Annotated in this window: 17 protein-coding genes; 5 read left to right on the plus strand and 12 right to left on the minus strand. The window is 63.5% G+C overall.

Annotated elements, in window-relative coordinates:
• Positions 1-8: 8 nt before the first annotated feature.
• Positions 9-1523, minus strand: coding sequence for a CoA-acylating methylmalonate-semialdehyde dehydrogenase (locus ACK5NW_RS02205; RefSeq protein WP_416924616.1), 1515 nt, complete (start codon positions 1521-1523; stop codon positions 9-11).
• A 156-nt stretch (positions 1524-1679) separates the two neighbouring features.
• Here ACK5NW_RS02205 and ACK5NW_RS02210 point away from each other — a divergent pair, with 156 nt between their 5' ends.
• A complete protein-coding gene (locus tag ACK5NW_RS02210; protein WP_416924617.1) occupies positions 1680-2582 on the plus strand; it encodes a LysR family transcriptional regulator in 903 nt (300 codons plus the stop codon).
• A 96-nt stretch (positions 2583-2678) separates the two neighbouring features.
• Here the strand turns inward: ACK5NW_RS02210 and ACK5NW_RS02215 are convergent, their stop codons facing one another.
• The 6 genes from ACK5NW_RS02215 to mltG form a co-directional block, all read right to left on the minus strand.
• Positions 2679-3602, minus strand: coding sequence for an ankyrin repeat domain-containing protein (locus ACK5NW_RS02215; RefSeq protein ID WP_416924618.1), 924 nt, complete (start codon positions 3600-3602; stop codon positions 2679-2681).
• Positions 3599-4408 (minus strand): TatD family hydrolase, encoded by an 810-nt coding sequence (locus ACK5NW_RS02220; RefSeq protein WP_416924619.1) that lies wholly within the window; start codon positions 4406-4408, stop codon positions 3599-3601. Before ACK5NW_RS02220 ends, ACK5NW_RS02215 begins: the two co-directional genes overlap by 4 nt.
• Positions 4409-4511: 103 nt before the next feature.
• Complete coding sequence (locus ACK5NW_RS02225; protein WP_416924620.1) at positions 4512-4883, minus strand: PilZ domain-containing protein; 372 nt, start codon at positions 4881-4883, stop codon at positions 4512-4514.
• A 37-nt stretch (positions 4884-4920) separates the two neighbouring features.
• Entirely contained in the window at positions 4921-6093 is a 1173-nt protein-coding gene (locus ACK5NW_RS02230; RefSeq protein ID WP_416924621.1) for a DNA polymerase III subunit delta', read from the minus strand.
• Positions 6090-6758 carry a dTMP kinase gene (tmk, locus tag ACK5NW_RS02235; RefSeq protein WP_416924622.1) on the minus strand — a complete coding sequence of 223 codons (669 nt, stop codon included), beginning with the start codon at positions 6756-6758 and terminating at the stop codon, positions 6090-6092. The genes ACK5NW_RS02230 and tmk overlap by 4 nt, the downstream gene beginning before the upstream one ends.
• A 145-nt stretch (positions 6759-6903) precedes the next feature.
• Positions 6904-7899, minus strand: coding sequence for an endolytic transglycosylase MltG (mltG, locus tag ACK5NW_RS02240; protein ID WP_416924623.1), 996 nt, complete (start codon positions 7897-7899; stop codon positions 6904-6906).
• A 35-nt stretch (positions 7900-7934) separates the two neighbouring features.
• On the opposite strand from mltG, the gene ACK5NW_RS02245 reads away from it, so the two are divergent.
• On the plus strand, positions 7935-8903 hold the full coding sequence (locus tag ACK5NW_RS02245) for a YgfZ/GcvT domain-containing protein (protein ID WP_416924624.1): 969 nt from the start codon (positions 7935-7937) through the stop codon (positions 8901-8903).
• 78 nt (positions 8904-8981) lie between these two features.
• On the opposite strand, the gene ACK5NW_RS02250 is transcribed toward ACK5NW_RS02245, so the two are convergent.
• Entirely contained in the window at positions 8982-9455 is a 474-nt protein-coding gene (locus ACK5NW_RS02250; RefSeq protein WP_416924625.1) for a DUF1854 domain-containing protein, read from the minus strand.
• Positions 9452-11746 carry an ABC transporter ATP-binding protein gene (locus ACK5NW_RS02255; protein ID WP_416924626.1) on the minus strand — a complete coding sequence of 765 codons (2295 nt, stop codon included), beginning with the start codon at positions 11744-11746 and terminating at the stop codon, positions 9452-9454. The genes ACK5NW_RS02250 and ACK5NW_RS02255 overlap by 4 nt, the downstream gene beginning before the upstream one ends.
• 83 nt (positions 11747-11829) lie before the next feature.
• On the opposite strand from ACK5NW_RS02255, the gene cphA (ACK5NW_RS02260) reads away from it, so the two are divergent.
• The 3 genes from cphA (ACK5NW_RS02260) (at position 11830) to ACK5NW_RS02270 (ending at position 17343) form a co-directional block, all read left to right on the plus strand.
• Positions 11830-14139 carry a cyanophycin synthetase gene (gene cphA / locus ACK5NW_RS02260; RefSeq protein ID WP_416924627.1) on the plus strand — a complete coding sequence of 770 codons (2310 nt, stop codon included), beginning with the start codon at positions 11830-11832 and terminating at the stop codon, positions 14137-14139.
• 50 nt (positions 14140-14189) lie between these two features.
• A complete protein-coding gene (gene cphA, locus ACK5NW_RS02265; RefSeq protein WP_416924629.1) occupies positions 14190-16877 on the plus strand; it encodes a cyanophycin synthetase in 2688 nt (895 codons plus the stop codon).
• Between the two features lie 82 nt (positions 16878-16959).
• On the plus strand, positions 16960-17343 hold the full coding sequence (locus ACK5NW_RS02270) for a YnfA family protein (RefSeq protein ID WP_416924729.1): 384 nt from the start codon (positions 16960-16962) through the stop codon (positions 17341-17343).
• Here ACK5NW_RS02270 and ACK5NW_RS02275 read toward each other — a convergent pair.
• The 3 genes from ACK5NW_RS02275 to ACK5NW_RS02285 form a co-directional block, all read right to left on the minus strand.
• Complete coding sequence (locus ACK5NW_RS02275) at positions 17261-18226, minus strand: NAD(P)H-dependent flavin oxidoreductase (protein ID WP_416924631.1); 966 nt, start codon at positions 18224-18226, stop codon at positions 17261-17263. The two genes, ACK5NW_RS02270 and ACK5NW_RS02275, sit on opposite strands and share 83 nt — an antisense overlap.
• Positions 18227-18295: 69 nt before the next feature.
• Positions 18296-18778 carry a methyltransferase family protein gene (locus tag ACK5NW_RS02280; RefSeq protein ID WP_416924633.1) on the minus strand — a complete coding sequence of 161 codons (483 nt, stop codon included), beginning with the start codon at positions 18776-18778 and terminating at the stop codon, positions 18296-18298.
• A 96-nt stretch (positions 18779-18874) separates the two neighbouring features.
• The gene (locus tag ACK5NW_RS02285) at positions 18875-22132 is read right to left on the minus strand and encodes a DUF349 domain-containing protein (RefSeq protein ID WP_416924635.1); all 3258 of its coding nucleotides are present in this window, start codon (positions 22130-22132) and stop codon (positions 18875-18877) included.
• Between the last annotated feature and the right edge of the window lie 116 nt (positions 22133-22248).

Raw genomic sequence — 22248 nt, forward strand, 5'->3', positions numbered from 1 at the left:
AAATGTCCTTACTTCAGGCTGATGGTGGTGTTCAGACCACCAGTGGAATCATCGTCGAACCAGCGCGCCGTGACGGTTTTGGTCTGGGTGTAGAACATCACCACTTGCTTGCCATACGGCCCCAGATCGCCCAGCTTTGAAGCGCGCGAGCCGGTGAACGAGAACAGCGGCACGGGCACCGGAATCGGCACGTTGATGCCAACTTGGCCCACGTCGATATCGTCCTGGAACTTGCGCGCCGCCGCACCCGACTGGGTGAAGATGGCCGTGCCGTTGCCGTTGGGGTTGGTGTTGATGAAGTCGATGGCGCTGTCCAGGCTGTCGGCGGCCACCAGGCACAGCACGGGGCCGAAGATTTCTTGCTCGTAAATGCTCATGCCGGGTTTGACGCCGCTGAAGATGGTGGGGCCGACAAAGTTGCCTTTGTCGTAACCGGCCACTGCGGGATTGCGGCCATCCAGCTCCAGCTTGGCACCGTCGGCCACGCCGCGCTCGATCAGACTTTCAACACGGCTTTTGGCAGCGCACGAGATCAGCGGCCCCACGTCGGTGCCCTGCTCTTTGCCCGCGTTGATTTTCAGCGTCTTGGCTTTGGCCACCAGATCGGGAATCCACTTTTGCGCCTCGCCCACCAGCACGGCGGTGGTCACCGCCATGCAGCGCTGGCCGGCCGCGCCAAAGGCGGCACCGGCCAGGGCGTTGAGGGTTTGTTCTTTGTTGGCATCAGGCAGCACGATGGCGTGGTTTTTGGCACCCATCATGCATTGCACGCGCTTGCCGGCCAGGCTGGCGCGGTTATAGACGTGGGTGCCTACCTTGGTAGAGCCAACGAAACTAACCGCCTTGATGTCCTTGTGGTCGCAAATGGCGTTGACCACGTCTTCGCCGCCGTGCACCACGTTCAACACGCCAGGGGGAATGCCCGCCTCCAGCGCCAGCTCGACCAGGCGCATGGTCACCATCGGGTCTTGCTCACTGGGCTTGAGCACGAAGGTGTTGCCGGTGGCGATGGCCATGGGGAACATCCACAGCGGGATCATGGCTGGAAAATTAAACGGTGTGATGCCTGCACACACACCCAGTGGTTGCAGCAGCGTGTAAGTATCGACGCCAGTGGCCACGTTGTTGGCCAACTCGCCCAGTTGCAGGTTGCCGATGGCGCTGGCGTGCTCCACCACTTCCAGGCCGCGGAACACGTCGCCTTCGGCGTCCGGCAGGGTCTTGCCTTGCTCGGCCGTCAGCAGCGCGGCCAGCTCGGTCATGTGCTCACGAATCAGTTGCTGGTACTTCAAAAAGATGCGCGCACGCGCACCAATGGCGGTTTTACGCCAGGTTTTGAAAGCCTTCTGGGCCGCAGTCACCGCCGCGTCCACCTCTTGCTGGGTGGCCATGGGCACACGCGCCAGCACCTGCTGCGTGGCGGGGTTGATGATGTCGCGCCACTGCGTGGATTTGGACTCGACGAACTGGCCGTCGATCAGCAGTTTGACGGTGGCAACTTGCGAGGTGATGGATGCATCCATGGCTTGTCTCCTATTGAAGCGGGGTTTGATCTGGATTTTGGCTGGAATGGCGCGGCGCACATTGCCGCATCACACGGCATCCTAATTGTGCGAATTTGCCATGACAATACGCATGACTGCAACTTGGTTTTGCATATTTGCACAACAACACGACGAATGGACTGGGACAACCTGCGTTTTTTTCTGGAAGTGGCGCGCACCGGCACGTTGACGGCGGCTGCGCGGCGCCTGGGTGTAGACCACACCACCGTCGCCCGCCGTTTGCGTGCGCTGGAAAAACAAGCCGGTGCCACCTTGTTCATTCGCGAGGCCGATGGCCACCGCCTGACCGAAGCGGGGCGCGCGCTGCTGCCCGGTGTGCAAGCGATGGAGCAGTCAGCCCGCCAACTGGCCCCGGCGCAACCCGACGCAGCAGGCGGCCCCAGCGGGGTGGTGCGCCTGGGGGTCACGGAAGGGTTTGGTACTGTGATGCTGGCCCCCCAGTTGGCACGGCTGACCATGCAGCACCCCAGCTTGACGCTGGACTTGCTCGCCCTGCCCCGCATGGTGCATTTGTCGCGGCGCGAGGCCGACATCGTGATCTCGCTGGAGCGCCCGCAGCGTGACTCGGTGGTGGTCACGCGCCTGACCGACTACGCCTTGCACCTGTATGGCGAACGCGAATACCTGGCGCGCCGCCCTTTGGTGCGCAGCCGTGAAGACTTGCGTCACCACGCCTTCATCAGTTATGTGGACGACTTGCTCTTCACCAGGGAGCTGCAATTTCTGGGTGCGCTGCACCAGCCTGCGCGCCAGCCCGCACATTTTTCGCTGCGCAGCACCAGCATCACCGCACAAGTCGAGGCCGTGCGCGCCGGAGCCGGTCTGGCCGTGTTGCCCGCTTTCCTGGCCGACCATGACCCCACGCTGCGGCGTGTGCTGCCCACCGAGGGACGCTTTATCCGCACCTTCTGGATGAGCATGCCGTCTGAGTTGCGGCATGAAAGCGCCATGCAAGCCGTGTGGACTTTGGTACGCGAAGCGGTAGCGGGTATGCAAGCCCGCTTGCTGCCGCCCTGAAAGTGTGTGGCAGCCTGGTGCCTGGCTTGCCGCTTGCTTCATCTTGCGTCGGGCCTTGCTGGCTGGTCGGCAGACACGCAGCACACGAATGTCAGATCAGTCGGGCGTGCCCATTTGCAGCACAGCACCTTCGCCGGTGGTAATGGGGGCGGCCCCGCCCGATGTCACCGCTGTGCTTGATGGTGGTGGTGGCGTGGATGACGCAGCAGGCTCGGTTGTTGTCGCAGCTGATGACGGCGTGACTTGCTGCGCCACACCCGGCGTGGTTTGGGTGGCCTGGATAGTGGCCTGAACAGGGGAAGCCGCTGCCCGCTCAACTGGCGTAGAGGGCTGGATTGAGGCAGGCCTGGCTGTTGTCCCGACGGACTGGCGCACCGGCGCGCGGCGCTTGGCTTCGGTCAGCAGCGCCACCGCATCAGGGCGCTCAGCGCTGGCCGCAAAGTCCAGCGCGTCCATGCCAAGCTGGTTGCGTGCCAGCGGGTCGGCCCCAGCGCGCAGCAGCAGTTGCACGCCTTGCGGCGAGCCGTAGCGCGCGGCCATCATCAGCGGCGTGGTGTCGTTGGGCGAGCGCGCCTCCAGGCTGGCGCGACGATCCAGCAGCAGGCCGATGATGTCGGCGTTGCCGCCGGTGGCGGCGTAATGCAGCGGCGTCCAGCCCGGCTTGTTGACGCTGGCACCTTTGGCCAGCAAGGCGCGCACCATGTCCACTTGCCCTTTCAGCGCAGCCATCATGAGGGCGTTTTCGTCGCTGGCGGTGCGCGCTTCCAAATCCAGCCGGTTAGACGCCAAAATGGCTTGCGCAGCCCTCAGCGCCTCTTCTTGCAAGGCCAGCACCAGGCCGGGCGTGCCGTGCTCGTTGCGGGCATTGGGGTCCAGCCCATCGCGCAACAACCCGTTGATGCGCACAGCGTTGTCCTGCTTGATGGCGCGCACGTAATCCACCGCCAGATCGTCCGCCCAGGCGGCGGCGCTGGCCAGCGCCAGCAGGCAGCCCAAAGCTGCGGATTTCAAAACATTCATGAATGGGCAACCTGCTTGAACAGGCCAGTGAAGTTGTGGGAGGTCAGCTCGGCCACGTGCTCCACCGATACACCGCGCAGCTCGGCAATGCGCGCGGCCACGTAAGGCACATAAGCGGGCGAGTTGGTCTTGCCGCGGTAAGGCACGGGAGCCAGGTAGGGGCTGTCGGTTTCGATCAGCAAACGGTCGTCAGGCACCATGCGCGCTACGGCGTGCACGTCCGCCGCGTTCTTGAAAGTGACGATGCCGGACAAAGACACGTAAAACCCCATTTCCAGCGCGGCGCGCGCCACCTCGGGCGTTTCGGTAAAGCAGTGAAACACGCCGCCTGCGCTGCCGGGTGAGCCGTCTTCGCCTTCTTCGCGCAAGATGGCCAGGGTATCGGCCGACGCGGCGCGGGTGTGGATCACCAGCGGCAAGCCCGCCTGGCGCGCAGCGCGGATGTGGGTGCGAAAGCGTGCGCGCTGCCAGTCCATGTCGGCAATGCTGCGCCCGCCTTTGCGCTCGGCCATCTGGTAGTAATCAAGCCCGGTTTCGCCCACCGCCACCACCTTGGGCAGGCGGCTGGCATGCACCAGCTCATCCACGCTGGGTTCGTGCACGTTTTCGCTGTCGGGGTGCACGCCCACGCTGGCCCACAAATGGTCATGGCTGGCCGCCAGGGCCTGCACGCCGGGAAACTCTTCCATCGTGGTGCTGATGCACAGCGCGCGGGTCACGCGCGCTGCGGCCATGGCCGCGCGTACGGCGGGCCAGTCGGCGGCCAGTTCGGGGAAAGTGAGATGGCAGTGGGAGTCGGTAAACATGCGGCAGGCAGCGCAGCAAATCGAAAAATGTTCAAGCGCACCCGATAAAACGCACCCAGTCAAGCGCACCCGATCAGGCGATACGATCAAGTGCACAAGGGCATCAGATGGTTTGCGTGGGGCGCTCTGATTTGAGCGCCGAACCCAGGATTTCTTCAATCCGCAGGCGCAGTTGCTTGGACTTGTCGTCTTTGGGAAAACTGATGCCAATGCCTTGCGTGCGGTTGCCGGACGAGCGCGCGGGCGTGATCCAGGCCACTTTACCCGCCACTGGGTAGCGCTGCGCATCGTCCGGCAACGTGATCAGCACGTACACGTCGTCACCCAACTGGTAGTCGCGGTCAGACGGAATGAAGATGCCGCCTTCGGCAAACATCGGAATGTAGGCTGCGTACAGCGCGGCGCGCTCCTTGATGGCCAGTTGAATCACCGACGGGCGTGGCGTGCTGGCGGGTTTGCTGGGGCTGGTGGACATGGTGGTTTTGAAAGACTGGCGTGTGCCAAACAGACACTCAAGCCTTGGAGTTTAGGGCCTGCCGGGCGCTGCTGACCAGGAATTCTGTCGCCAAACCGGCGTTTAAGGGATGTTCGGCGGTGCGCGCAGCCTGTGTGAGCTGTGCCCACCACCGCGCCAACGCCATAGGCGACAAGGGCCGCTGGGGCAAATCTGCGGCGGCGAAGTAGCGCGGCGCACCGCCCACTTCCAGGGCCATCAGGTCGTGACACAGCTTTTGCAGGCGCGCCACGGCCTCGGGCAGCGGCACGCCTTGCAAGGCTGCCGCATCGCCGGCGTGGAGTGCGCGCGGCAATTTCGCCCAGCTTTGGGCGCTGCCCTTGTGCGCGGCCAGCGCCAGCGCTTCGGCCGGGCGGGCACCGGCCGCGTGCAGCAAGGCCGGTGCTTCATCTGCGGGAACGCCCTGATCGGCCAACCAGGCCAGCGATTGGATCTCGTCTGGCCAGACCATGGTGTGGCTGAGACACCGGCTGCGGATGGTGGGCAGCAGCAGATGGGCGGCATCCGTGGCCAGCACAAAGCGCACGTCGCCCGGCGGCTCTTCCAGCGTTTTGAGCAGCGCGTTGGCCGTGACGGGATTCATGCGCTCGGCCGGGTACACCAGCACGGCTTTGCCGCGCCCGCGGCCACTGGTGCGCTGGGCAAATTCGATGGCATCGCGCATGGCGTCGACACGGATGTCCTTGCTGGGCTTGCGTTTTTTGTCGTCGATGTCGGCCTGAGCTTTGTCGGGCAGCGGCCAGCCGCGCGCCAGCAGCTCGGTTTCGGGCATCAGTACCGCCAGATCGGTGTGGGTATGCACGTCGATGGCGTGGCAGCTGGGGCACTGGCCGCAAGCGCCGAATAATGCCCCCACGCTCCCCGCTGCGCGTGGTGCGCTGCCCCCCAAGGGGGCTGTTTCGCCTTGGGACGGCCCGGCGGCGAAACCGGCGGCCCCTACGCTTTCTGCTGCGCGTGGTTCTGTTTCGTTTGCCGCTTTCGCAAGCGCGCCCGGTGGCAGCCCGATCGGACTGTCGCACAGCCATGCCCTGACCAAACTCAATGCCAGCTCGAACTGGCCCAACCCGGAAGGGCCTTGTAGCAGCCAGGCGTGGCCACGCTGGGCCAGCAGCGCTTGCAGTTGCGCGCTGATCCAGGGCGCAACGGGGGCGCGCGATGTGGCAGCAGTCATAGCCACCCCCTGGCCTGCACAGCAGCGCGCACCTGCGCTTGCACAGCCTCCTTGGGCTGATCGGCGTTGATGCGGGCAAAGCGCGCGGGTGCCTCGGCCAGGCGGCGTGCATAGCCAGCGCGCACGGCCTCGAAAAATGCCGCCGGCTGCGCCTCGAACTTGTCGGCTACGCGGGTACCGGCCAGGCGTTGGGCGGCCACTTCAGGGGGCAGGTCGAACCACAAGGTCAAGTCAGGTTGCAGCACAGCCGCAGGGCTTGCATTTTGATGTAAAGAATCAGCCTCAAACGCAATTCCATCAAGCGCAACAAGCTCCATTTTCGATAGCAAATTCCAATCCAGCCCGCGCCCACCGCCCTGGTAAGCAAAGGTGGCGTCGGTAAAACGATCGCACAGCACGACGTGGCCTTGCGCCAGTGCCGGGCCAATGACTTGGCGCGCATGGTCGCGCCGGGCGGCAAACATCAACAGCGCTTCGGTCAACCCGTCCATGGGCTGGTGCAACGCCAGCGTGCGGATCTGCTCGGCCAGCGGTGTGCCGCCGGGTTCGCGCGTCAACACCACGGTGCGGCCAGCAGTGCGCAAGGCATCGGCCAGCGCCTCGATGTGGGTAGATTTGCCCGCGCCGTCAATGCCTTCAAAGCTCACGAACAGTCCCTGCCTCATGCCGTATCTTCCATCGGGAATGAAGCCAAATGGCCGCAGAGCAGGCCAACCCAACAACCGGTGTGGGCGGGCTGCGCCCGGCCACTGGCGGTGCCCCCTGTCAGGGGGGCGCAACAGCGCACAGCGCGTGGAGCCTGGAGGTAGCTCATCTTCCTCGCTGGTAGCGGTTCACCGCTCGGTTGTGTTCGCTCAGCGACTCGCTGAACTGGCTGCTGCCATCGCCGCGCGCCACAAAGTACAGCGCCTTGCTGCCCGAAGGCTGCACAGCGGCCATCAGTGCGGCTTTACCGGGCATGGCGATGGGTGTGGGCGGCAAGCCGGTGCGGGTGTAGGTGTTGTAGGGAGTGTCGGTGTTCAAGTGGCTGCGCTTCAGGTTGCCGTCAAACTGCTGGCCCAGGCCGTAAATCACCGTCGGGTCGGTTTGCAGGCGCATGCCAATGCGCAGGCGATTGACGAACACGGCGGCCACGTCAGCGCGGTCTTGGGTTTGTCCGGTTTCTTTTTCGACGATGCTGGCCAGTGTCAGCGCTTCGTCGTCGGTTTTGAGTGGCAAATTGGGCATGCGCGCGTCCCAGGCGGCTGCCAGGCGCTTGTCCATCAATTGCAGCGACTGGCGCAGCACGGCCAGATCACCTGAGTTTTTGGCGTAATGGTAGGTGTCGGGGAAAAAGCGTCCTTCGGGGTTAATGCCGGGGCGGCCCAAAGCCTGCATGATGTCGGCATCGCTCATCGTGGCGGTGTCGCTTTTCAGGTGCTGGGCCTTGGCCAGCGCGGCGCGCACCTGCTTGAAAGTCCAGCCTTCGACCAGCGTCACCGCCAGCATGATGCGGTCGCCCCGCACCAGCTTGCCCAACAAATCGGCCGGCTTCATGCCGCGTGTGACTTCGTATTCGCCGGGTTTGATGGTCTGCCCACGCGCGGCCAGCCGAAAGTACAGCGCCAGCAGCACAGGCGGCGTTTGCACGCCACCTGCCACGGCCTGAGCCGCTGCCGTGCGCAGCGAAGAACCGCCAGGCACGCTGATTTCCACCTTGGCTGCGGCCAGTTTCAGCGGCTGCGTGCTCCACCACCAGCCCGCCGCGCCTAAGGCCAGCAACGCAATCAACAAGACAGCAAATAAACGGCGCACAACCCTGACCATATCCAGACAAAGAGTCGGCCATGATAATTCAGCCCATGAACGCGCCTGTGACTGATTTCATCCCCTCACCCGAGCATGCCGCCGCGCTGAATGGCGTCACTGCCTTGCCCCAGCTGGGCGTCATCAGCGCCAGCGGCGAGCAGGCGGCGCAGTTTCTGCAAGGCCAGTTGACGCAAGACGTGATACTGATGCCGCCCGGCCCGGCCCGATTGGCGGGTTTTTGCAGCCCCAAGGGTCGGCTGCTGGCCAGCTTTGTGGTGTGCAAGCGCAGCCCCAACGATTTCTGGCTGGTGTGCTCGCAAGACCTGCTGGCCCGCACGCTCAAGCGTCTGTCGATGTTCATGCTGCGTGCCAAGCTCACGCTGCGCGATGCCAGCAGTGACTTAACCGTGTACGGCGTGCTTGGAGATACTATTGAAACCATAGCTTCTGGTGCATATTCCATCAGCACCAACAGCCAAAATAACCCTGGTTTTTTGGCCCCTTTGCCGTCCGCCGACGGCATCGCCCGCGCGTTGTGGGTAGCTGCCGCAGACCATCCACCGCCCGCAGGCCCCGCGGTCACGCCCGCGCTGTGGGACTTTGCCGCTGTGCGCAGCGGTGTGGCCAGCGTCAGTGCCCCCGTGGTTGAAGCTTTTGTGCCCCAAATGCTCAATTACGAAAGCGTGGACGGCATCAGCTTCAAAAAAGGCTGCTACCCCGGCCAGGAAGTGGTGGCGCGCAGCCAGTTTCGCGGGGCCATCAAGCGGCGCGCCTTTGTGGGCCAGGTCAGCGGCCCGGCCCAGGCCGGGCAAGAGGTGTTTTCAGCCGCCGCACCTGGGCAGCCCGTGGGCCTGATCGCCCAGGCCGCCGCTGTGCCTGATTTTTTGCCCGGCGGCGGCACGGCGGTGATTGCCGCGCTGCAACTGGCGGTGGCTCAAGCCACTGATTTGCACGTTGGCACCCACGATGGCCCGGCGTTGGGAGCGTTGCGCATGCCTTATCCGCTGGCTGAAGACATCTGAACGTGCAAAAATTTGAACGTGCAAAAACCTGTGGGGCAGTGCCGCCCGTCACTGCCCCGCATCAATCTCCAGCACGGTTTACAAAAACCGGTCCAACAACTTGCGGCTGTGCTTGTCCATGGCCATCACATCCTCGATCAGATATTGCACACCGTGGGCATCGTTGACGATCAACAGGCCCGGCCCCAGGCGGCGAATGTCTTCCTCGCCTTTGAGCACGAAGCTGGTGGGGCCACGGTCAGTGTCCACGTCCCAAGTGCTGGGAGTGACAAAGCTGCTGACGGCCTTGACACGCTGCAAGCGGGGCATGAACTCGCGCTGCTCCAGCGCCTCGCCCAGCAAAGCGCGGTGCGGCGCGTCCAGCGCGCCGAGCAGCGGCACCCAGGCCCGTTCGTGGCTATCGGCATCGACCAAGCTGATGCCTTCGTCGGGGGCAGAGATGGGAAACGCGCGCACGGCAAGCACGCCGACGTGCGCCTGCCCTTGGGCATCGGTAAGCACCAGGCGGCCAAAGGGATCGCGGTGCAATTTGAATGGGTTGGATTCGCTCATGCGGGCGGCTCCTTCTGGCCGCTGGATGACGCGGCCGGTGCCAGTTCAGCTTCGTCCACTACCAGCATGCGGTCGCGCTCGGCCTTTTCCTGCCGCGCCTGCGCTTCGTAAAGACGCCAGTAGGCTCCGCGCTGGGCAATCAGGGTTTCGTGCGTGCCCTCTTCCACCTTCACGCCTTTGTCCAGCACCACCAGCCGGTCGGCCTTGCGCAAGGTGGACAGGCGGTGCGCAATGGCAATGGTGGTGCGCCCACGCACCAGGTTGTCCAGGGCTTTTTGGATTTCGCGCTCGGTCTCGGTGTCGACCGAGGCGGTGGCCTCGTCCAGGATCAGGATACGTGGGTCGATCAGCAGCGCGCGGGCGATGCTGATGCGCTGACGCTCGCCGCCCGACAGGCCCTGGCCGCGCTCGCCCACCAGCGAGTCGTAGCCTTGGGGCAGGCGCAGGATGAACTCGTGCGCATGGGCCGCACGGGCGGCGGCGACGATTTCTGCGCGCGTGGCCTGCGGTTTGCCATAGGCGATGTTCTCGGCGATGGTGCCGAAGAACAGAAACGGCTCTTGCAGCACCAGGCCGACGTGTTGACGATAGTCGGCCACGCGCACCTGGCGCAGATCGACGCCATCGACCAAGATGGCCCCTTCGGTCACGTCGTAAAAGCGGCAGATCAGGTTGACCAAAGTGCTTTTGCCCGAGCCGCTGTGGCCCACCAGGCCAATCATCTCGCCCGGTGCAATGCTCAGGTCCAGGCCCCGGATGACCGAGCGGTTGCCGTAGCGCAAGGCAGCGCCCTGCACTTCAATGCGGCCTTGTACCTGCGGCATGGACCGTGGATTTTTGGGCTCAGGCACGCTGGAGGTGTGATCCAGAATCTCGAAAATGCGTTTGGTGGCCGAAGCGGCCTTTTGCGTGACTGAGACGATGCGGCTCATCGAGTCCAGCCGGGTGTAAAAGCGCCCGATGTAGGCCAAAAACGCCGTCAACACCCCCACGGTGATCTGCCCGCGGCTGACCAGCCAAATACCGGCCGCCCACACCACCAGCAGGCCAATTTCGGTCAGCAGCGTGACGGTGGGCGAAAACAGCGACCACAGCCGGTTGAGCCGGTCATTGGCCAGCAGGTTGTGGTGGTTGGCCTCTTTGAAACGCCTGGCCTCGCGCTCTTCCTGTGCGAAAGCCTTCACCACCCGGATGCCGGGGATGGTGTCGGCCAGCACGTTGGTCACTTCCGACCAGATGCGGTCCATCTTTTCAAAACCCGTGCGCAGGCGGTCGCGCACCACATGAATCAGCCAGCCAATCACCGGCAACGGCAGCAGCGTGACCAGCGCCAGCGTGGGGTTGATGGAAAACAGAATCGCCGCCGTCATCACGATCATCAGCACGTCGGTGGCAAAGTCCAGCAGGTGCAGCGACAAGAACAGGTTGATGCGGTCGGTTTCGGAGCCGATGCGGGCCATCAGATCGCCCGTGCGGCGACCACTGAAGTATTCAAGTGAAAGCTTGAGCAAATGTTCGTAAGTGCTAGTGCGCAAATCCGAGCCAATGCGCTCGGACACCAAAGACAAAATGTAGGTCTTGGCCCAGCCTAAGGCCCAGGCCAGCACCGCCGAGCCGAGCAAGCCCGCGAGCAGCCCGCTCACCAGTTGCCAGTCAATCTGCTGGCCGTTCTGAAACGGGATCAGCACCTCGTCCATCAGCGGCATGGTCAGGTAAGGCGGTACCAGCGTGGCAGCGGTGGCCGCCAGCATCAGCAAAAAACCAGCCAGCAGATGCCAGCGGTGCGGGTGGGCAAAGCGCCACAGGCGCAGCAGTGTCCAGGTGGAAGGTGGCTTTTCTTCCACCACGGATTCATCGGATGCGGCCGCTTCATCTGTCTGAACAGACTGCGCTGCGACTGGCGCGCCTTGGGCCTGCACGTTTTGAATCCGCTCAAATCGCTCCAGCAGTTTCAGTGCCGCCGGGTTGCGCCCCAGCGTATAGCGCCAGACGGCCAGTTGTCCATCCGCATCGCGCAATTGCAACGTGCCCACGCCCGCATGGTCGTGGTGGGTCAAGGCCAAACTCGGCTGTAAATTCCAGGCACGCCAACGGGTTTCATCTGGATACCGGGTGAGCAGACGCTGGTTTGTAATAAGCACCCATCCCTGCGAAAAATGCAAACGATGGTTCAAGTCAACTTCCAGCGCGCTCAACACGTTTTCTGTGGGTTGCAGCGGCGCTCCCTGATAATTCCCGACCGACTCGGCTGCGCCAAAGTCAGAAGATGCAGGGGGGGGCGTAGACGACATGAATACTTGTATCAGGATAGGCCAGCAAGTTACGCCAACGGCCTTTGGACAGCAACGATCACAACAAAAGCGAGCGCACTTTCATGAAGCGAATCGAACCCAACGAGCGCGGCTCGGTCAGTGGTGGCGGATTGTATCCATCACCTGTCTGTACGGTATCTGAAACTGTTACAGCGTGCGCCGCCGCACCTGAACATGATTTCGCGGACATCGTGATCCGCCGCATGGCGTATCTGCGCGGCCCCAATGTCTGGACTTACCGCTCGATCGTCGAAGCCGTGGTGGACATCGGTGCGCTGGAAGATCACCCGTCCAACACCCTGCCCGGCTTTTATGACCGCCTGACCGCCTGGCTGCCCGGTTTGATCGAGCACCGTTGCAGCGTGGGCCGCCGTGGCGGCTTTCTGATGCGGCTGCGCGACGGCACCTGGCCCGGCCACATCCTGGAGCATGTGGCGCTGGAGCTGCAAACCCAGGCGGGCATGAAAACCGGTTTTGGCAAGGCCCGCATGACGGGCGAGCACGGCGTCTACAAGGTCGTGATTCGCAGCCACAACGAAGCAGTGGGCAAGCTGGCTATCGAATCGGCTCGCAATTTGGTCATGGCGGCCATCAACAATCGCCCTTACGACGTGGCCACCACCATTGCCCGGCTGACCGAATTGGTGGACCGCCAGTGCCTGGGGCCAAGCACCGCTTGCATTGTGGATGCGGCCACCGCACGCGGCATCCCTTCGATCCGCCTGAACGATGGCAATCTGGTGCAATTGGGCCACGGCGCGGCCCAACGCCGCATCTGGACGGCCGAGACTGACCGTACCAGCGCTATCGGTGAAGGCATCTCGCGCGACAAAGACCTGACCAAGCAATTGCTGTCTGCTGCGGGTGTTCCGGTGCCCGAGGGCCGCACGGTGGACACCGCCGAAGCTGCCTGGGAAGCCGCTGAAGACATCGGCCTGCCAGTAGTGGTCAAGCCTTCTGACGGCAACCATGGGCGCGGCGTATCGCTCAACCTGAGCACACGCAAAGAGGTCGTCAACGCCTTCATGGCGGCCGAAAAAGAAGGTTCGGAAGTCATTGTCGAAAGTTTCATTCCCGGGCAAGAGTACCGTCTGCTGGTCGTCGGCGCTCAGGTGGTAGCAGCCACGCGCGGCGAGATCACACGCGTGAGCGGCGACGGCAAATCCAGCATTGCCGAGCTGATCGCTGCCCAGGTCAATACCGACCCACGCCGGGGCGAAGAAGAGCACCTTCCGCTTGACGTGGTGCGCCTGGACGATCCGGTGCTGCTGCTGCTGCTGGATCGTCAGGGCCTGACGCCTGCCAGCGTGCTGCCGCGCGCCCAAAATGCCGAAGTGCAGCGCACTGGCAACATGGCCCACGACGTCACCGCTTTGGTGCACCCTGATATCGCCGAGCAAATGGCGCTGGCCGCCCGCGTGGTGGGACTGGACATCGCTGGAATTGATCTGGTGGTTGATGACATCTCCCAGCCACTGGCCCCGCAAGGCGGTGCCATTGTAGAAGTCAATGCTGGGCCTAGTCTGCTGATGCACCTGAAACCAGCCGTGGGCCGTGCCCAGCCGGTGGGCGAAGCCATCACGCACCACCTGTTTCCCGACAACGCCAACGGTCGGATCCCCATTGTGGGGATCGTTGGTCAAAGCCAAAAATCGCTCGCATCGCACCTGGTGGCGGCCATGCTGCAACTGAACGGCCAGCAAACTGCGCTGGCTTGCCAAAGCGGCCTGTACCTTGGATCCCGCCAGTTGGGCAAGGGCAGCGCCCTGGGCTACGAGCCGGGCGAGCGCATGCTGGTCAACCGCACCGTGCAGGCGGCTGTGTTTGAAACCTCACCGCGTCATATTCTGAGCGAGGGTCTGCCTTATGACCGCTGTCAGGTCGGCGTGGTGATGGGCATGCCTGACCCCGAAGGACTGGACGACCTGTACATCACCGAAGCCGATCAAATGCCCAATATCGTGCGTACCCAGGTCGATCTGGTCTTGCCTGAAGGCGCGGCCGTTTTAAACGCCGACGACAGCGCCGTGCTGGAACTGGCAGGTTATTCAGACGGCGAGGTGCTGCTGTACAGCCTAAACGCAGGCCACACCGCACTGGCCGCACATTGCGCCCGCAAAGGGCGCGCCGTCTGTTTGCAGGGCGACGCCATCGTCCTGAAGCAAAAGCGAACTGAAACCTTACTGATTAATCTTCCAGCCATGACATGGCTCAGCTCGTACGACAAAACGCAACCAGATGTGCACTCTTTTGTGTGCTCTGACGTTTTGGCTGCCGTGGCGGCCGCTTGGGCACTGGAAATCCCGGTTGACTTAATTCGTGCGGCTTTGTTGCGATTTGAGACGCAGTCAGTCGCCCAGGCTGTCCACTGAAGCGCATCCTCACCCGTTGCTAGCTTCAGTTCTGTACTGTTAGGACTTTCATGGAAGTTTCCCGCATCCGCGCCCTGCGCGGCCCCAATCTGTGGAGCCGCTACACGGCCATCGAGGCCGTCGTCACCTGCCACAGCGCCGAGCGCGATTTGCGCCTCACCCCCATTTTTGAACAACGCCTGCGCGCGCTGTTTCCTGCCGTTGGCGCTTTGCATGCCAACAAGCCGAGCCCCCCCATTTCCATGGCCCATGCGCTGGAACTGAGTGCCCTGGCCTTGCAGGCCCAAATTGGCTGTCCGGTGACATTCAGCCGCACCACGCCCACTGAAATCGAAGGCACTTTTCAGGTCGCTGTGCAGTACACCGAAGAAGCCGTGGGGCGGCTGGCATTTGAAAAAGCACAAGACCTGTGCCGGGCTGCTGCCGATGATGGCCATTTCGATCTGGCGGCGGCCTTGGCCGAATTGCGCGAACTGGACGAAGACGAACGTTTGGGGCCTTCCACCGGCGCGATTGTCGAAGCGGCAGTGGCGCGCGGTATCCCGTTCAAGCGCCTGACCTCGGGCAGTCTGGTGCAACTGGGCTGGGGCAGCCAGCAGCGCCGCATCCAGGCCGCTGAAGTGGATGGCACCAGCGCCATTGCTGAAGCCATTGCGCAAGACAAAGACCTGACCAAAAAACTGCTCCATGCAGCCGGTGTGCCGGTGCCGCTGGGCCGCCCCGTTGGCACGCTGGAAGAAGCCTGGGCCGTGGCGCAGGACATTGGTTTTCCGATGGTCGTCAAGCCACAAGACGGCAACCAGGGCAAGGGCGTCACGGTCGGCATCACCGAACGTGGCCACTTTGACATTGCCTTTGCCGCCGCAGCCCCATACGGCACCGTAATGGTCGAGCGCTATCTGCCCGGCCACGACTTTCGCCTGTTGGTGGTGGGCAGCCAACTGGTGGCGGCGGCGCGACGCGATCCGCCGCTGGTCATCGGCGACGGCCAGCACACCGTGCGCGAACTGGTGGCCGAGGTCAATCAAGACCCACGCCGTGGCGAAGGCCACGGCACTTCGTTGACCAAAATTCGCATCGACACCATTGCCGAGGCACGCTTGGCGGCCCAGAACCTGACGCCCGATTCGGTACCCGCCCAAGGCCAGCGCGTGGTGCTGCGCAACAACGCCAACCTGTCCACCGGCGGCACCGCTACCGATGTCACCGACAGCGTGCACCCAGACGTGGCCGCCCGCGCCATCGAAGCCGCACAAACGGTAGGCATGGACATCTGCGGCGTCGATGTGGTGTGCGAGACCGTCATGCGCCCGCTGGAAGAGCAAAACGGCGGCATTGTCGAAGTCAACGCCGCCCCGGGCCTGCGCATGCATATCAGCCCCTCGTTCGGCAAGGGGCGCGATGTGGGCAAGGCCGTGATCGACCACATGTACCCCGATGGTGGTAATGGCCGCATTCCGGTGATTGCCGTCACCGGCACCAACGGCAAGACCACCACCGTGCGACTGGCTGCGCACCTGCTCAAGGCCAACGGCTTGCGTGTGGGCATGACCAACACTGACGGCGTGTATGTCGGTGGCCGCCAGATTGACTCTGGCGACTGCTCCGGCCCACGCAGCGCACGCAACGTGCTGGTGCACCCCGACGTGGACGCCGCCGTGCTAGAAACCGCACGCGGCGGCCTGCTGCGCGAGGGCCTGGCGTTTGACCTCTGCGACGTGGCCGTGGTCACCAACATGGGCGCGGGCGACCACCTGGGTCTGAACTACATCACTACGCTGGAAGACCTGAGCGTGCTCAAGCGCGTCATCGTGCTGAACGTCGCGCCCACCGGCACCGCCGTGCTCAACGCCGCCGACCCCGCCGTGGCTGCCATGGCTCCACACTGCCCTGGCAAGGTGATCTTTTTCGCGCAGGATGGCCGTCACCCAGTCATCGCCACCCACATGGCCCAGGGCCAGCGTGTGGTGTTTGTCGAGCGGGGCGACATCGTTTGCACCGAAGGCACATTCACCAAACGCCTGCCGCTGGCGCGCATACCCATCACACGCAAGGGGCAAATTGGCTTTCAGGTCGAAAACGCCATGGCCTCAGTGGCCGCCGCCTGGGCGGTGGGCGTGTCCTGGCAGGTGATTCAAAAAGGACTGACCAGCTTTATCAGTGATTTGCATGGCGTGCCTGGCCGTTTCAACGTGTTTGACTATCGCGGGGCCACCATCATTGCCGACTACGGTCACAACCCGGATGCTATTGCCGCTCTGGTTGCAGGGGTGGACAACATGCAGGCACGTCAGCGTTCGGTGGTCATCAGCGGCGCGGGCGATCGCCGTGACGAAGACATTCGGGGCCAGACCCAACTGCTGGGTGCGGCCTTTGATGAGGTGATCCTGTACCAGGACGCCTGCCAGCGTGGCCGTGCCGACGGCGAAGTTTTGGCCTTGCTGCGCCAGGGGCTGCAAGGCGCTGCCCGCACCCGACGCATGGACGAAGTGCATGGCGAGCTTTTGGCCATCGACCGCGCCATGAATCGCCTCAAGCCCGGCGATCTGTGTCTGATCCTGATCGATCAGGTGGATCAAGCGCTGGCCCACATTCGCGCCAAGGTCGATGCGGCAGCGGCCGCATCACCCACGGCACGCGCCAAGCGTCAAGCCAGCCCAAGGCGTCAACCAGCCGCCACACGGCCCAGGCGCGTCAAAGCAGCGGACACCGTCGTTGCCTTGGGTTTTCGGGTTTGAAATTTTTGACCTTTGAAATGCACACCACACGCCTGGGCACTTGCGCCACGGACCAGGCATGTGGGATGTCTGGGCGTTCAAATTGTTGATCCTGCAAACCACCGGTTTGTTCGTCGCCACGGCGCTGGCAGAAATCGTGGGCTGTTTTCTGCCGTATCTGTGGTTGCGCCAAGGCGGGTCGGCGTGGTTGCTGATTCCAGCGGCAGCCAGTTTGGCGCTTTTCGTCTGGCTGCTCACCTTGCACCCCGCCGCCAGTGGCCGGGTATATGCCGCTTATGGTGGCGTGTATGTGGCCACAGCGCTGGTCTGGTTGCGGGTGGTCGATGGCGTCAGGCTGTCCGCACTGGACTGGGTGGGCGCAGCAGCGCCTGACTGCCACCGATCTATAAACTCAAAGCCGCCCTCGCCTGCTGGTATTCGCGCTGGAGACGGGCCACCAGATCGGCTGTGGGCACCACTTCAGTGATGGCAGCAATACCCTGGCCGCAGCCCCAGATGTCTTTCCACGCTTTGGCTGAATTGCTGCCCTCGCCCGTACTAAAGTTCATTTTGCTGGGGTCGCTTTGCGGCAGGTTATCCGGGTCCATGCCGACGTTGCGAATACTGCCTTTGAGGTAATTGCCGTGTACGCCAGTGTAGAAGTTGGAATAGACGATATCGTCTGAATTGCTGTCAACGATCATCTGTTTGTAGCCGTCCACCGCACGCGCCTCGTCGGTGGCAATGAACGGCGAGCCAATATAAGCAAAATCCGCGCCACAAGCCTGTGCGGCCAGAATGGCACCGCCAGAAGCGATCGCCCCTGACAGGGCGATCGGGCCATCAAACCATTGACGAATCTCCTGCACCATGGCAAACGGGCTTTTCATGCTGGCGTGCCCGCCCGCGCCAGCGGCCACCGGAATCAATCCGTCGGCACCTTTGTCGATGGCCTTGTGCGCGAATACGTTGCTGATAACGTCGTGCAACACCACACCGCCCCAGCCGTGCACGGCCTGGTTCACATCTTCGCGCGCACCCAAACTGGTGATCACGATAGGCATCTTGTATTTGGCGCACATTTGCATGTCGTGCTCCAGCCGGTCGTTGCTTTTGTGCACGATCTGGTTGATGGCAAAGGGAGCGGCAGGGCTGTCTGGGTGCGCCTTGTCCCAGGCCGCCAGCGCCTCGGTAATTTCGGCCAGCCATTCATCCAACTGTTCGGCCGGACGGGCATTGAGCGCAGGCATCGACCCCACCACGCCCGCACAGCACTGGGCAATCACCAGCTTGGGGGTGCTGATGATGAACAGTGGCGAGCCGATGACGGGAAAACGCAGGCGCTGCAAAACAGGGGGCAGACGGGACATTGATCACCTTTCATCAAAAGATCAGAAAAAACACTCGGCCAATCATATCGAGTCGTGTTTCCACCAGGGCTACCACAGCCCCCACCGCTTGACGCGGGCGATGTAACGCGCATAGTCTTGGCCAAAGCGCTGACGCAAGATGCGTTCCTCAGGCTTGATTTGCAGTTGGTTGAGCAGCATCACCGACAACGGCAGCACGGCCAGGGCAGCGGCGTGGCCCAGCCACACGGCCCAGCCGCAAAGCACCAACAACATGCCCAGGTACATGGGATTGCGGGTGAACTGGTAAATGCCCGTCGTCACCAGAGCGCTGGCTTTTTGCGGAGCCAACGGGTTGACGGTGGTGCGCGCACGGCCAAAAGCGCGCACACCGGCCAGGGCCACCGCGCTGCCCATGGCGGCCAGACCGATAGCCGAAATCCAGCCCCAAGGCCAGGCAGCGCGCGCCCACAATTGCCCGGTGGGCCATGTCTGGGCCAGGCACCACATCAGGGCGGCGCATCCGGCGTCGATCACCGGGGGCGGGATTTTGTGCTCAAACCAGCGTGCCATGCTTTTAATTTGATAGCTGGTTGCGCTTGATGGACAGGCGTTGAAAGCCTGTTTGGTCTCAAAACACCCAGTCCTTGACCCTTGCCTTGCCACCCTTTATTTGCGCATCAACACCTTCAAGGCGCTTTGCAAGCGGCGTGCAGCCGCGTCGTTGTGGCCGCTGGCCAGCACCTGGGCGGCGTCATCGGTCCAAGTCTCGCGCGGGCCGGGTTCGTTGCGGCGGGTGAGCAATTGCAGTTGCAGTGCGCGGCGGGCATCGATCTGTTCGGCCGGCGTGGGCACTTCGGCAGCCATTTCCAGCCGCAACAGGGCTTGACTCGCATCGCCTTGCGGGGCCGACTGAAGCGCCTGCGCCCAGGCGCTGCGCACGCTGCCGGTGACGGCGCGGCCCAGCTCTTGCGCGCTGGGTACTTGCTCGGACTGACGTTCGGCCCAGGCACCCAGCAACTGGGTCAGGGTTTCGCCGTGTGCTTGCGCAGCCAGTTTTTTCAGCGCGGCCTGTGCGTGTTCGACCGCGTCACGCTGGGCGCGGAATGCGGTGTCGCCCATGCGTGGCCCACGTGGGGCGCGATCGTCGCGGCTGGCACGACCACCAAAGCGTTCACCAAAGCGATCACTTGAACGAGCACCCCGCTCACCCGCGCGGCCACCAGGGCCTGCGCTACCACGGCGGTCGCCGCCACGGCCACCACGGCCTGCGGGAGCGGGTTGGTCTTTCTTCTGGCCGGGGCGGTCGTCACCACGCACCGCCACGACGCGCTTGGGTGCGGCAGGGGCCGGTGCAGGGGTAGATCCAGGGGTAGGTGCGCAGGCCGATTCAGGCGCGGACGCGGCTTCGCCGTCTGACGCTGTATCCGATGGCGGCGCATCCGCATCTGATGGCGCAGAAGTATTCGTGGCCGCGTCTACCGCAGGCGGTGTGGTGCTTGGCGCGGTGTTTTGCGTGTCGTTGGCCGTCGCCTGAGTGCCCTCGCCTGCGGCAGATGCTGCAAGTTCAGCACTGGGCTGCGCTTTTGAATCGGCAGCCACGGTCGCTTTTTCAGACTGCGCCGTAGTTGCTTGAGGTGCAGGTGTGTCGCCGTGCGTGGCCGCTTCAAGCGCGGCAATGGCAGCGCGGATTTGCTGGGCGTCGCCGCTGGCGTTGGCCGCCTCCAGCGCTTTGGCGGCGTCAAGCACGGCCTTGTCGTGCGCGCTCATGGCCGCGCGCTGGGCTTGGCGCTGCGCGCCTTTGCGGTTGAAAGCGTCGTCCAGCGGTTTGCGGAAGGCGTCCCACAATTTTTGTTCGTGCTTGCGATCCAGCGGCACGGCCTGGGCCTCGGCCTGCCAGCGGCTTTGCAGGTCTTTGACGGCGTCAATGCGCAACTGTGGCGCAGCGCCCATGCTTTCGGCCTCGGCAATCAGGGCTTGGCGGCGGGCCGTGCTTTGTTTTTGTACGGCTTCCAGCGGCTGGACAGCAGTGTGGATGGCTTCTTTCCAGCGCGGTTGCAGCTCGGCGTATTGTTTTTCAGACAGATGGCCCGCATTGCGCCAGCGGTCAGAAAAGCGGTGAATCTGACGGTTGAAGTCTTTCCAGTTGACATCATCACCTGGGCCAGCGTTGGCGCTGGCCCAGACAGTGACTTCTTCGATCAGCGCCAGACGCTGGGCCTTGTGCTCGGCCGCTTCGGCGCGCACGGTGGTGAGCCATTCATCGACGAATTTATGGGCGGCGTTGATGGCGCGGTCAAAGCGCTTCCACAGTGCATGGTTGGGTGCGCCGCCCTGGTCGGCGGTTTTCCATTCTTCGCGCAGCTTGCGGATGGCATCTTGCAACTTGCGCCCGCCCATGGCGGGGGCCATTTCGTAGCCAGGCTCCAGCGCAGGAGCCGCCGTTTCGGGGTTTTGTTCTTGCGACTCACTTTGGCTGCTGGTGCTTGCACTTTCTTCGTTGGCAGCTATTGTTTCGGCAGCAGCATCGGCACGATCGACCTCAAGGCTGACAACGGATTCGCTGGGGGGTGTGCTTTCACCTGCCAGCGCTTCAGAGGCCGGTGCAGCAGGTGTATTGGTGGCCGCCGCGGGTTCTGTGGTGGATTCTTCTGTGGTGGTTTCTGTTACCGGGGCAGGCGCAGGAGCCACCGCTTGTTCTGCGGCAGGTGTGGATGCAACGGAAGTGGTTTGGGCGGCCTCGTCTTTCGCGGACGTGTCCTTGGCTGGCACGTCCTCAGAAGGCGTGCCTTTGATCTTGCGCTTGACCAGCAGCGCCTCGGCGCGGGCCAGCAGTTGCTCGCGCACCTTGTCGGCGCTCCAGCGCTGCCAGCCTTCCAGCTCGCCTGCGGAGACCAGCGCGGCGTGCACACGCGCTTCCAGCGCGTCGTCAATCAGGCGGCCATGCTTTTTGAGCGACTGGCGCAGCGCGTTGGTGGCGCTGTGCATGTTTTTGGTGTGGCCTGCGGCCACGGCCTGCTCCAGCAGCATGGTGCCGGTTTCGACGGCTTTTTGCGCCGCTGCGCGCTGTTCTGGATCGATCTTCGGTTTGGCCGGTTTTTCGGGCGCAGCCACCGGCACCTCGCCCCGGGCCAGGCGCAATTCGTCGGCCCACACCGGCACCGGCGGCAGCGGCGCGGCGCTGTCAGCGCGGGCGGTCAATGCCTGCGCCAGTGCGGCGCTGAAGGCGTCCCACACGGCAGCAAGCTGGCTTTGGGCGGCTTCGAGCTGGGGCGGGTAGCGCATGTCCACGCTCAGCCATTGCTCATCGGCCAGCAACTGGTTGGCTTGGCTGCGCCAGTGGGCCACGTCGGTGTCCAGGCCGCTTTGCTGGCCTTCGGCATCGGCCAGGGGTTTGGTGGACAGCAGTTCGATGCGCTGGGCCAGCAAGGCGGCGGCTTCGCGCTGCACCATCACGCGCTGCTGCAAGTCTTCGACTTTCTTCACGCGCTCGACCAGTTCGGTGCGCAGGCCGCTCAGCGGCTCGCGCGACAGCGGTGCGCCGGCTTTGGCCGCGTCGCGCTGCCAGGCCATGGCGTCGGCAATGTTCAGGCGTGCGGCAGCCAGCAGGGCCTGGGCTTTGTCGGCCCAGTCTTGCGCTACGGCGTCTTGCTGGCTGGTGCGTTTGACCTCGTCCAGCTTTTCGCGCAGCGCTTTGGCCGCGCCTTTGTCTTTGTGTGACAGCTCTTTGTAGACCTCTTGCATTTGCTCCAGGCCGGGATCGGTGGCCAGCCAGTCGCGCACGCGCTGGGCGCGCTCGCCCGAGGTGGCGGCGGAAAAAGCGCCGCCGGTCAGAGCGTCGAGCGGGTGGGCCTCGGGTGCCTTGGCCGGGGTGTCGTCCTGGGCTTGATCTGATGCGTCTTTGGAATCACGGGAAAACGGAAACATGGTGCTCTGGGGCTACTGGAAAATGTTCAAAACAACCGGCACGCCTGGACGGCGTGCCTGCTCAAGCTGGGTATTTTCGCCGGGATTTGCGCTACCCGGCCAGACTATATTGCCAG

The organism is Ottowia sp. (assembly GCF_047975795.1).
GTDB lineage: Bacteria > Pseudomonadota > Gammaproteobacteria > Burkholderiales > Burkholderiaceae_C > Ottowia.